This is a genomic window from Spirosoma foliorum (genome assembly GCF_014117325.1).
GTDB lineage: Bacteria > Bacteroidota > Bacteroidia > Cytophagales > Spirosomataceae > Spirosoma > Spirosoma foliorum.
Map to the genome: position 1 here is coordinate 4,362,340 of NZ_CP059732.1, position 12,176 is coordinate 4,374,515.

At 47.9% G+C, this 12,176-nt stretch carries 10 protein-coding genes and 2 pseudogenes; 7 read left to right on the plus strand and 5 right to left on the minus strand.

The window, feature by feature from the left end; translation table 11 throughout:
- Positions 1–8 precede the first annotated feature (8 nt).
- The 4 genes from H3H32_RS18560 (at position 9) to H3H32_RS18575 (ending at position 5,798) form a co-directional block, all read left to right on the plus strand.
- Positions 9–725 (plus strand): hypothetical protein, encoded by a 717-nt coding sequence (locus tag H3H32_RS18560; RefSeq protein WP_182464140.1) that lies wholly within the window; start codon positions 9–11, stop codon positions 723–725.
- Between the two features lie 98 nt (positions 726–823).
- Positions 824–3,184, plus strand: a complete 2,361-nt coding sequence (locus H3H32_RS18565) for a peptidylprolyl isomerase (RefSeq protein ID WP_182464141.1) — start codon at positions 824–826, stop codon at positions 3,182–3,184.
- A gap of 163 nt (positions 3,185–3,347) precedes the next feature.
- Positions 3,348–4,718, plus strand: coding sequence for a peptidylprolyl isomerase (locus tag H3H32_RS18570; protein ID WP_182464142.1), 1,371 nt, complete (start codon positions 3,348–3,350; stop codon positions 4,716–4,718).
- 117 nt (positions 4,719–4,835) lie between these two features.
- The gene (locus tag H3H32_RS18575; RefSeq protein WP_182464143.1) at positions 4,836–5,798 is read left to right on the plus strand and encodes an AAA family ATPase; all 963 of its coding nucleotides are present in this window, start codon (positions 4,836–4,838) and stop codon (positions 5,796–5,798) included.
- A gap of 397 nt (positions 5,799–6,195) precedes the next feature.
- On the opposite strand, the pseudogene H3H32_RS18580 reads toward H3H32_RS18575, so the two are convergent.
- The 5 genes and pseudogenes from H3H32_RS18580 to H3H32_RS18600 form a co-directional block, all read right to left on the minus strand.
- Positions 6,196–6,543, minus strand: a pseudogene (locus tag H3H32_RS18580) (transposase); the annotation flags it as partial.
- Positions 6,544–6,951: 408 nt separating this feature from the next.
- Positions 6,952–7,149: a hypothetical protein gene (locus tag H3H32_RS18585; RefSeq protein WP_182464145.1), complete on the minus strand. Its 198-nt coding sequence runs from the start codon at positions 7,147–7,149 to the stop codon at positions 6,952–6,954.
- Positions 7,116–7,382, minus strand: a pseudogene (locus H3H32_RS18590) (transposase); the annotation flags it as partial. The gene H3H32_RS18585 and the pseudogene H3H32_RS18590, both read right to left, overlap by 34 nt.
- Entirely contained in the window at positions 7,381–7,761 is a 381-nt protein-coding gene (locus H3H32_RS18595) for an L-rhamnose mutarotase (protein WP_182464146.1), read from the minus strand. The pseudogene H3H32_RS18590 and the gene H3H32_RS18595, both read right to left, overlap by 2 nt.
- The gene (locus H3H32_RS18600) at positions 7,748–10,147 is read right to left on the minus strand and encodes a PDZ domain-containing protein (RefSeq protein ID WP_240543810.1); all 2,400 of its coding nucleotides are present in this window, start codon (positions 10,145–10,147) and stop codon (positions 7,748–7,750) included. Before H3H32_RS18600 ends, H3H32_RS18595 begins: the two co-directional genes overlap by 14 nt.
- 170 nt (positions 10,148–10,317) lie before the next feature.
- Between H3H32_RS18600 and H3H32_RS18605 the strand changes: the two genes are divergently transcribed.
- The 3 genes from H3H32_RS18605 (at position 10,318) to H3H32_RS18610 (ending at position 12,160) form a co-directional block, all read left to right on the plus strand.
- Positions 10,318–10,608 carry a hypothetical protein gene (locus H3H32_RS18605; RefSeq protein WP_182464147.1) on the plus strand — a complete coding sequence of 97 codons (291 nt, stop codon included), beginning with the start codon at positions 10,318–10,320 and terminating at the stop codon, positions 10,606–10,608.
- A 446-nt stretch (positions 10,609–11,054) separates the two neighbouring features.
- Positions 11,055–11,195, plus strand: coding sequence for an ATP-binding protein (locus H3H32_RS37545; protein ID WP_240543811.1), 141 nt, complete (start codon positions 11,055–11,057; stop codon positions 11,193–11,195).
- The gene (locus H3H32_RS18610; protein WP_240543812.1) at positions 11,168–12,160 is read left to right on the plus strand and encodes a response regulator; all 993 of its coding nucleotides are present in this window, start codon (positions 11,168–11,170) and stop codon (positions 12,158–12,160) included. Before H3H32_RS37545 ends, H3H32_RS18610 begins: the two co-directional genes overlap by 28 nt.
- The last annotated feature ends 16 nt before the right edge of the window (positions 12,161–12,176 follow it).

Sequence of the window (12,176 nt, forward strand, 5' to 3'; positions counted from 1 at the left end):
CATAGATCATGCGAATCATTTTAATCCTGATAATCCTGGTTCAGATTATCGGCTGTACTCCTCAACCAACCCTCACCGCAGAATTGGTACCCCGGTCATTGAGGGCTGTTAATCTGGAAGAAACCATTAGTCGGCGGGATGAGCTGATGATGGCCTACTCGTTGACCAGCTATGATGCCAAGAATAAGCCTGTTGCTGTCGTGAATGGAGGCTGGGGGGTAGAGTCCGTAAAGAAGGATGACCAGCTTGATCTGCAAACAGGCAAGACGGATGGCAGTAGTTCAGTCGAGCACAGTCCGGCGAAACCGATTAGTCTTCAACTTCCCCGCAACGGTCGCATTGTAGCATCGGTCGTATTGATTGAGGTCGACGACTACAATCAGGCCCGGCAAACGATTTCTAAAATACAGAAGATCCATAACATAGTGGCGCTTCCGATTGGGTTATTGCTAACCGCCACTGAAGTGCTGACACCGCTGAAATATGTCTCGGCGGGGCTGGTGGCGTCGGGCATTGGCTTACAACTCGTCGATAAACTCGATGACGATGATCTACTAGGACAAAGCAGTGTTGATCTTCGCGAAGCCGATTTGCGCCAGAAAAAACAGCAGCTTGTGCATGTTCCGGCCGTATTTACCGGTCAGAATATGAAAGACGCATTCGATTACCGATTGGAGTATGACATTGTACTGAAAACCGTTAAAATTCAACCAGTTCGCCAATAAGCGATTCTGTCCATTCGTTCCCTAGTTAACTAAGAAGCGAATGTTTTTTCTATAGTATCTGTTTTACCAACATATCAAAATTTCCTTTACTAGACGCTATGCGCCATTTAACAGGCGGTTTTTTACTGGCCATTCTTGTAACAGCCTGTAAAACAACCACGCCGGTTGTTCAGCAAACACCCCCGCAACCAGTTATTTTGACTCTGGGGAACAAAGCTTTTACGACCGATGATTTCTTTCAGTCGTTCACCAAAAATCAGTTATCCTCCGATTCGGCCCAGCACACCGATGTAAAAGGATATTTTGATCTCTATACAAATCTTAAGCTGAAAGTACTGGCTGCCGAAACCGAAGGCCGCGATACAACGGAGGCTTTTCGGGAGGAAATGAACACCTACCGGAAGCAACTGGCGCAATCGTACATGACCGACAAAGTACTGGTCGAATCCCTCACGGCCGAGGCTTATCAGCGTATGCAGGAAGATGTCAATGCATCCCATATTCTGATACCTGTTTCCGAAGATGCGCTGCCTGCCGATACCCTTAAGGCGTATGAAACAGCGTTGGCGTTGCGTAAAAAAGCATTAGCTGGCGAAGATTTTGCCAAATTGGCGAGCGCTCATTCGCAAGACGCAACGACCGCTCCAAACGGAGGAAACCTGGGTTATATTACGGCCTTTGGCGTTGTTTACCCACTCGAAACAGCCGCTTACACAACCCCCATTGGTGGCATTTCGCAGCCCACTCGAACTCGGTTTGGCTATCATATTCTCAAAGTCAACAACCGTCGGCCGAGTCGGGGGCGTGTTCGGGTAGCACATATATTGGTCCGCATGAGTCCAAGTGCCGACGATGCGGGGCAAAAAATGGCGAAAGAACGGATCGACGCTGCCTACGCCCGTTTACAAAAAGGAGAGCCTTTCGAACTGGTTTGTCGTGAGCTATCCGACGATGCAACCTCGAAAACAAACGGGGGTGTTTTACCCATGTCTACCCCCGATCGACCCTGGGTTCCGACTTTCGACGATGCAGCTTTTAGCCTAGCCAAACCCGGCGATTATTCCAAGCCTGTTCATACCAACTACGGCTGGCATATCATTAAGCTCATTGAACGCAAAAATCTGGAGCCCTACGCAACAATGGCTCCTTCGTTACATCAGCGGGTTACTACCGACAGCCGGGCCGAAGTACTAAGGCAAGCCACGATCCTTAAACTTCGCAAAGAATATGCTGTTCAGGAAGATAAGTCTACGCTGGAAGCTGCGTTAACCAAAGCCGATACTAGCTTGCTTCGGGGCCAATGGCGATATACAGAGCCACTTGATCCGGCTTTACAAAACAAGAATATCGTTACCATCTCAGGCAAACCGTCGACGGTTAACGATTTCTTCGCCTATGTTCGCCAACGGCAGCAACCTCCCCGCAACCCAGCGTTATCGGCGACATCGAGTGCACCCGCCACCACGCCTGTTCAGGGGTCGCCAGTTGTTGCGATGCGTCGGTTATTTGATCGATTTGTGGGGGATCGCCTTTTAGCCACCGAAGAAGCGAATCTGGACAAAAAGTCTGCCGAGTTTCGGTCGCTAATGAATGAAATCCGGGACGGTGTATTGCTCTCTCAGGTAATGGAGAAGAACGTTTGGGAGCGGTCGATGGTCGATTCAACAGGTCAGCGTCAGTATTTTGAACAGCGTAAAGCCAATTATCGCCTGCCCGAGCGTGCCGTTGCAACGATTGTTGTTGCCCAAAACGACAGCCTTCTGAAACAAGCTACAACAGCACTTAGTGGCCGCCCGCTCTACCAACTTCGCCGGTCGGCAGCTCCGATAACGTTTGACAAAAACCAGACAGTTCTCACGCAAAATCTGCGTGAAACCCTCTTCGACATTCTGGTTGCAATGGGCCATAATCCCGATTACGTTATTGAGGTAACTGGTTCGCACGACCCTACCGAGCGTGATTCTGTTTCGGCAAATCGGATTCGGAGTGTTGTGGGTTATTTGCAAAAAAATGGCATTTCGCTGAGCCGCATTATGGAAAAAGATTACCAGGGAGCCCGACCAGGCGTATCCAAAGATGCTCAGCGGAACGTAACCTTCCAGTACTTCAGCAATGCCAAGGACGATGTAATCAAAACCATCAACAGCAAATATCCAGTAGCCACTGGTGCGTTACCTGCGCTGTCCCTTACCGAGGGCGTCTTTGCCCAGGGAGCGAATCCCTACCTTGACGCTATCGCCCAATGGAAAGTAGGTACAACGACCCTTCACCGTGATAATAAGGCGATTGCGGTGATCATCAGCCGAATTGACCCCCCACGAGCCAAAACATTTGCTGAGGCACGTGGCACGGTCATTAACGAATACCAGGCCATGCTTGAGCAACAATGGCTTAATCAACTTCGGCAAACCTATCCGGTGAAGGTCAACGAAGCCGAAATTCAGAAGTTAGTTAAGTAAGTTTTGTCATGCTGACGAAGGAAGCATCTTAATTCCCTATTACCAATGAGTTAGGATACGTTAAGATGCTTCCTTCGTCAGCATGACAAAAATGATATACCCAATCCATTTAAAATTTCTTAAAACACAGACCACTTGCCGTTCTGTGCGTATCTTTGAGAATATGAAAAAAGTAATCAGCAGTGTGCTCTTTATTTTGGTTGGTTGCCTTCTGACAGCACCTACCTTTGGCCAGGGCATCAGTCTTAACAAGATCATCGCAAAAGTAGATAACTACTACGTGCTGAAATCAGATCTTGACGAAGCCACCCAATCGTACGTTGGCCAAAACCAGACACCTCCCGCAAAATGTCAGTTACTGGAAAGTCTTGTTGTTAACAAAATGATGCTGGCAAAAGCCGAGATTGACTCGGTTGTTGTCGATGATAAAATTGTAGACAGCGAACTCGATTCCCGAATGCAGTACATGATACAGCAGTTCGGTTCTGAAAAAAGCATCGTTGAAGCCTATGGCAAAAGCCTGGAAATGCTGAAAAGTGAACTTCGGACGCAAGTAAAAGAGCAGAAGGTTGTTCAGAAAATGCAGCAGAAAATCACGACCGATGTGAAGGTGACGCCACGTGATGTTCGTAAGTTCTTCGATGCGATTCCTAAAGACAGTCTTCCGTACATGCCCGCTGACGTAGAGGTGGGGCAGATTGTTCGGTTTGCGAAACCTACTAAAGAACAAAAAGAAGCGCTTCGTCAGCGATTACTGGACCTCAAACATCGGGTTGAAAAAGGAGAAGACTTTGCGAAACTAGCCAAAGAAAACTCTGAAGACGTTGGTTCGGGAGAGAAAGGTGGAGACTTAGGTTTTGCCAAACGAGGCATGATGGTTGCGCCTTTTGAAGGAGCTGCCCTGAAACTAAAACCGAATGAAATGTCGGATGTTGTGGAATCTGAATTCGGTTTACACTTAATCCAGTTGCTAGAAACCCGTGGTGCCGAATACCATGCCCGCCACATTCTGCTTCGCCCAGACTACAACCGTTTAGATTTAAGTGGTCCAACCCACTATTTAGACAGCCTTAAGAATCTGATTCAACTTGATTCGCTGAAATTTGAAAAAGCAGCGCACGACTATTCAGAAGACAAAAACACAGCCGATGCTGGGGGCTTACTCCGTGATCCTCAAACGGGTAGCAGCCGCATGGCGATGGATGGCTCAATGGAATATGCAATGTTCCAGATGCTTGATACCATGCAGGTAGGCAAGATTTCGTCGCCACTACCTTACCGTACGGAAGATGGCAAAAGTGCGGTACGATTATTGTATTTTAAGACTAAGGTTCCACCTCACACGGCCGACTTCACGAAAGACTTCGAAAAATTGCAGACAATTGTGCTTCAGAACAAAAAGAACCGCGCCATCGATGACTGGTTCAAAAAATCAATCGCCGATGTATACATCACGGTTGATCCTGAATTCCACAGTTGCCGAATATTCGGAACAACCCAGAACAGTGCGGCCAACCTAAGTGGAGGCAATTAGTTTTGAATGAGTGAATGAGCGAATGAGTGAATATCATTCGGCGGAATATTCTTGCGTCAGCTATTCACTCATTCAGTCATTCACTCATTCGCTCATTCATAATTAACCTGATTTACTGTGCCTTACTCATCAGACGTCGCGGCTGCAGAAGCCCTTAGCAACTCTTACCAAAAACTCAAAAGCGAAATCTCGAAAGTCGTAATTGGTCAGGACGAAACCGTTCGGCTGTTGTTGACGGCTATTTTTTGCCAGGGACATTGTTTGTTAGTAGGTGTGCCAGGGCTGGCCAAAACGCTGCTGATCCAGACAATTGCTGGGGCGCTGGATCTGGACTTCAATCGAATTCAGTTCACGCCCGACTTAATGCCTTCGGATATTCTGGGCTCAGAAACACTTGATCAGGAGCGCAATTTCAAATTTATCAAAGGCCCTATTTTTGCCAACATTATTCTAGCCGATGAAATCAACCGGACTCCGCCTAAAACGCAGGCTGCTCTGTTGGAAGCGATGCAGGAATATTCGGTAACGATTGCGGGTCAAAAATACAATCTGGGACGCCCCTTTTTCGTGCTGGCTACCCAAAACCCCATTGAGCAGGAAGGTACGTATCCGCTCCCCGAAGCACAGTTAGACCGGTTCATGTTCAATATCTACCTGGATTATCCGTCTTACCAATCAGAAGTTGATATCGTAAAAAGTACTACCTCTGATCGTAAATACGAGGTTCAGCGCGTAGTTACGGGCGAAGAAATTCGGGAGTTCCAGCAACTGGTTCGCCGAGTGCCTGTAGTTGACAACGTGGTTGAATACGCGGTTAAGCTTGTCCATAAAACACGTCCCAATACCGAAATGGCATCTTCTGATGCGAATCAATATTTAGAGTGGGGCGCAGGTCCACGGGCCTCGCAATCGCTTATTCTGGCAGCTAAGTGTAATGCATTACTTTCGGGCAAATACTCCCCCGATATTGAAGATGTTCGGGCGGTAGCGTTACCAATTCTGCGCCATCGGGTTGTCCGCAACTTTAAAGCAGAAGCCGAAGGAATTTCCGTTGAGCAATTGATCAAGAGATTGCTTTAGAACTCCTTTTTTTAAAGCTATACAAAAAACGCCCGATACTAGTGAGTATCGGGCGTTTTTTGGTTTAAACTTATTTTTCATTCCGAGGTCAGGAGGAATCTCTTATCTTCTTTCCGTGTCTTCACCTAGAGTGTATACACATCTTATGAGTTTACTTTTGCGGTATGCCCATACCCGACAAGCGATTAGCTAACGCACTTCATAAATTTACCGAGGGAATCAAAACCCGACAATCTCACTCCATGCGCAAACTCGCCAACTCCCGGTCTGAAGAAGTACAGTTTGGTCGCTGGACTAGCATATAAATCAACGCTAAGGATATCTGATACAGTTGACACCCTGACCTCCTCCCAATAAACTGGCTCTTACGCACTTTGTGTGGCTCAGTCTCGGTACAGACTCGTTGGCGTAATAAATCCAGCTTGGCTCGCCCATACATCTGACGCTTGATAAGCTTGACTCTGGTCACTTGCCCCTCAGTTTGGCCATTGCTCCATTCCGTAGCTAGGGCCGCCTGAACAGCAGCATAGTCCTGGTGAAGTCGCAACCCAAACTGTTGCAACAACGCGGCCGAAGAGGTCTTACAACGAAACAACCAATCGTCTAATGCCTCCACATGATGGCTGCGAACCATAACAGCAAACTCCTTAGCTAATTCATAAACTTGGTTAATGGTGGGATCTTGACAGATATGAGTTAGAAGTTGCCGGTCAACCTCTTCTAAAAGGGAGACTGGGCGCACCATCAGCCAAGCAAGTTGTTGTGTGGAGGGAAGTTCAACCGGCGGCTTGGGGGCAGTAACAAGCAATTGTTTAGACAAAGAGGAGTCTGTTGCTAGCTAATTTTTAGTCAAAGGTGCATCTTGGGTCCGGCGTCGACTGAGCCACTTAGTGGGTCGACTATCTGAACCAGGATAGCCTTGTTGACAAATCTCCCGCCATAACTGTGGGCATTATGGCACCCCCCCTCTTGGTAACACCGTTCCAGCTAAGGCAAGTAAGGGGTTAAACATGCTACGGCCCGTGGGACGCCGGATACGCTCTGGAAACGATTCGGCGAAGGCATACCGGCGCACCGTAGTCCGATTCAAATTTACTTCTCGACTGATCTGCCAAATGGACCAGCCCGCCTGATGTAATTGTTGTACTTTCTGCTAATAAGCCAGTCGTCTTTCCCGACTGTTGTGACGAGCCTCCAGTTCATTTTGCGAATAATCCTGCATAATGTAAGCCAATCGCTCAGTGGTTTTTTGTGCCGATGAGTTCATCTCTGAAGTGGGTAGATTACGAAGTCGTTGATAACCATTGGTCTTAGCCCTACCACTTGCTCTAGGTTTTGTAGCAAATGCCATCGGTCGGCAACTTGCTGGGCCTGTGGTGCTCCCTCACGAGCGCCCCATGCATATTCGCCTGAACAATCCCGAGTAATCACCTCTACGCCGGGATGGGCTCTCAGCCAATCCCGCAGACCTTCGGCGGTTCTGCCTTCAAGTAAATCAATAGGTTAATGTCGATCCAGATCAACTAAAATCGCACCATAGGTTTTGGCTTTTTGTATCGCCCAATCGTTGACTCCCAAAGCCTTAGTGGGTTTGCATGACAACCAGCTGCCATTTCTGGTTAGCGGTGGCCACCGTTGTGATATCATGAAATTGCGCTATATGGGCTTCCCATTCGTTCTGGCGGGGTTTGCTGGCTAGTTCGGTCATAGCCCGGACGAGATCAAAGTCGGCTACGATATCCATAATCATAAACAGTGTGGTCCCCAACAGGTAAAGTTCCATGGTCATAATCCCAACCTCCTTCATTCCCTGGGCGATTTCGGGCCATCCCGCTCCAGGAGCAAGGACTTTTTTGTAGGCGTCGATCAGTCCGGCATCATTCTTCAGTTCCACTGTCTTGCAGAAACGCTTGTAATAGATGGCTTTCAGAGGCTCTACCAAGTCTAAGCTATCGTTTTTCATGTAATTCAATTTCTTGTTTTAATTCCTTTTGATTACGAAAAACAACTACGTTGGTGCTTGACCCGATCACCAGAAGACGTGCCTCGAAGAGGTCTCGTAGCGTATTAATTTTTTTGTCATTGAATGATAGAATAACGTCATTGACCTGGAGGAACTTTGCCGCTTCAGCACCGATAGGCACACATACCACCAGTACTCCCCGCGCTTCGTCCATCCCCGTTGCCGACCGTTCCTCCAGTGTCGTCAAATTCTTGACCGTTGCTCTCATAAACTGGATCGATTCGGTGTCACCAACTTTGTCCAGTTTAATGAGGGTTGGCTGCGGCACTGGTTTAGCGAGCTTTTTCAAGCGGGGAGAAACTACGCCAAAGCTGTCCATCGGAAAGTTTTTGAACCCGGCGGCCAGCGCAATCGAACCGTCTTTTACCCGAAAGTCACCCTTTCCGAGATCGATGAACTGAGGATCACCGTACACGGAATGCTGGTCTGTTCCGCGTTGTCGCGCCTGGGCCAAGGCTACCGAATCGGGAAAAATATTGTGATCGATTTCCTGGCCCCAGTTGGTGATGCCAATGGGTAGATATCCGGTGGTTACGATGTTATGGCGGAATACGTCATGGCTGTTTTTGAACCACACATGGGGATGAAACGTATTGTTAATCATGATGTTGTTTTCTACCACCCGCCCGACGCCCTCGCGGAGCTTTAGACCCCCATTCAGGCACAAGTTGTTGTAGATGAGGTAATTGCTTGACCCATCATCCAGATCGATGTCCCAGCCGTGATCGCACCGCATCCGATTGTACCGGAGGATAATGGGTTTCACGACATCGAGCAGGGCCAGATCGTAATTCGTTGCCACAATAGAGTCGAGTACCCGTTTGTTTGGATGCCAGTAGCGATCCCGGCCCCAGGAATTGAACGAACCGTGATCACCGCTTTCCTTTACGGTGTTGAATACGTCGTTGTATTCGATGATGTGACCACCCCAGGTTCCTTCGCTTACGTTGATGCCTGCGCGGGGTAGGTCGTAAATCGTGTTATGGCTCACCGTAATGCCTTGGCACATGGATAATTCCACCCCTGCCGATTGTTTTTCAACATACCCCAGATCGAACATCAGGTTATCGTACACCTTGCAGTCGGCTGGGTAATTGGTCGTTTTAGGACCGGGCGTTCGGTCAATCTGAGCCAGCGGGACAAACTGATTGTACTCAAAGCTCGGCGAACGAACGGCCTTGGGGTCGCCGACAAAACAGATGGCACTAGCCCCGATTTCCCGAATCAGGCATCCCGATACCTGACAGTCTCGGTTGAAATTGTTGAAAAAGACCGCATTATTACCCAGGTTATAAAGTGTACAGTTGGCTAGGCTGCAATTCATGGCTCCCTCATACAGCACGGCTCCGCCCCGGTAAATGGTCCAGTCACTCCGTAATAGTGGCTCCCGGTTCTGCATGAAGGTGCGAATGGTTTGCGTGAGCGTCAGGCCAGACAGGTGAATGTTTTTTACCGGATTGGCTTCCGTACCGGTAAACTCGACTAAATGAGTAAGTTGCGGGGTTTCGAAGGTGGCGGCTTTAAGGGCAAGCCCTTTCGGCGGCTTGAAAAACAGAATTTTAGCCTTTTTATCGTAGTACCACTCGTTAGTCGTATCCAGTTCTTCCAAAACGTTCTCCACAAACCGGTGTCGGACGTGCATTCCCATTCGGCGGTTATTCTGCCAGCCACCTTCGAGCGTCGGTTCTCCTTTATCATTCTTCCCGGTAATTTGGTAATGAAAATCACCCCACTCGGCTCGATGCAAAGCATGGACGTAGCCCCCGTCTGGCGATTTCCATCGAGCCGCCCGTTCCGCACTGACCGCATCGGCAGCTGTTCCTCCCAGAAACCGGGCCGAAGGGTCGTAGTTGGGATAGCGGGCCATGCGCTGGCGTTGCCCGTTGACAATCAACTCATCAAAGATCAGATCCTGCGCAATTGGTGTCTGCCAGATTCCGTTAGAGCCCTCTTTCCAATGCAGATTCGTCAATACGGCTCCACCGCTCAGGGTCACTGGCTGGTTGTCAGTAGAGGTTAGCGCCAATGGCTCGTTAGCTTTCCGGGAATCGGCAGCCGTAAACCGGATGAGCTGAGTCAGATGATAGGTTCCGCCAAATAACCGGATCGACACGGGGCCGGCAGTTCGGCGGGCTGCCACCAAGGCCTTATCTATTGAAGCAAAAGGCTTCGTCCTCGATCCCGGATTAGTATCGCTACCGTTGAGTGAAACGTAGAAAACAGTCTGGGAAAAAGCCCAGAACGGACATAGGACCAGAGCCAGTAGCAGAAGCCTAAGCATGGATTGTGTTTGGTTCGTCATGAAGATAGACCTGAGTGGCTTCATTCGTAAAAGTGGTTAGTGTACGTGAAGGACGTATGCTACGGATAGTAATTGACAGTTATTGAAATAGACCGTCTGTTAAAACGCTCATTTATTGGCACAGATACAGGAAAATTCATTAGTCTCAGTTAGGAGCTTTTTTGAGATTTATAGTTAATCCCTAATTTAGCATTGTGCAACTGCGGGCGGATTCTTTTTCGACGGCTTATGCTTGGCATGAAGATTTTGTCCAGTTGGAAGAGGCCAACAAGCTGGCGGATATCACCCTGAGCGAACTGACGGCAGGTATTGCTCACGAAATGCAGAATTCACTCAACTTCGTTACCAACTTTTCTGAGGTCAGTACAGATTTGGGGCTAAGTTTACGTTACGACATTATCACGAAAGGGTACGGAGGAACACTAACCGTAGAAAGGCGCGATGGGCAGGGTGCCGAATTTGACCTAACGTTACCACATGCCTAGATTTAGTAATTGCTTTACTTACGTATGAGCATTACAACTTTCTAATCAAACTGCTTAAATGAGTAAAAAATGACTTCCTTAGCAATCATCCGTACCCGTTTGCCAAAGGCGTTCATTCGATTGTTAGTTCCTCAGTAGGATTCTTATTACGTATGTGTGGTGGATCAAAAAGCAAGAAACTGCAATCTAGTGCATTAATAAAAACATATGTAACAATTAGCGTAGATCTTAGTAATGGCTATCAACTGCTATCTGTTTGTACTCAATAGTTGTTCAGTAAAAAGGTCCAATTGATTTTCGAAAAGATATAGATAGGCTGTTTTTTGGCTAATAGCTATCTTTTGCAAAGTAACAATCTCGTCCTCAATCCCCTTCATTTTCAATTGCTTCACTTAGTAAGCTGAGTATTTTTGCTCGGTAAATACGATGTAACGTAAGTTTATCTAATGATGAAAACCAAAATTCTACTGGTCGATGACGATACCGGCATTGGTATCCCGGCCGATAAACTACCTTATATTTTTAACCGCTTTGACCAGGCCGACAGCTCGCGAACCCGGTGTATGAGGGAACCGGCATCGGGTTAGCCTTAGTCTATAGCCTTACCTCGCGATTGGGCGGTACGATCAGTGTTCGAAGCCAGGTAGAAGGGGCTGACCAACCATCAGGAACTCATTTTTTGGTAGAACTACCCATTCAGCAAATGGGAAATTATCGGGAGACCAACCCACCAGTTGCGCCCACGACACAAATTGACTTCATGTATGCTGCTGCTCAGGCTATTGATTCCGGGCCTCAGGAACACTTGCCCTTGATTCTGGTGGTTGAGGATAATACAGAGATGCGCGAGTTTATCGTGGCTGAACTAGCGGCTACGTATCGAATTCGTTCGGCGGCCAATGGCTATGAAGGCTGGTTGTTGGCAAAAGAAGAACTACCCGATGTCATAATAGCCGATCTGATGATGCCGCGAATGGATGGCTATGCGCTCATTGAACAGATCCGAAATGACCCGGTAACCGATCATATTGCTGTCATCCTATTAACGGCCAGCATCGAATCCGATAGTCGACGGAAAGGGTTCGAATACGGAGCTGATGAATACGTAACCAAACCATTTAATGTGGGTGCACTCCGATTAAGGCTGCGCAATTTGCTGAATCGTCAACAGAAACTGCGGGATCAATACCGTCAGCAGTTTGCTCAGCCTGGCACATTATCCCCATTGGCAACCGTACAGGATCAATTTCTTCGTCGGTTGTACCAACTGATTGAGGAACGCTTAGATGATTCCTCGTTAAATATCGACTGGTTGGCTAAGCAACTGGCCGTTAGTAAAAAGACGCTTTACCTGAAAGTACAAACGCTTATACAACTTTCACCGAATGAAGTCATTCGTCAGTATCGACTTCGCAAAGCGATTGATCTACTCAAAGCGGGTCACAATGCATCCGAAACGACGTATCTGGTGGGTTTTGAGTCGCCCTCGTATTTTGCTAAAGTTTTTAAGGATTTTTACCATCAAACGCCTACAGATTATATAAGGAATTGAGAGATAAAGGAAAAGA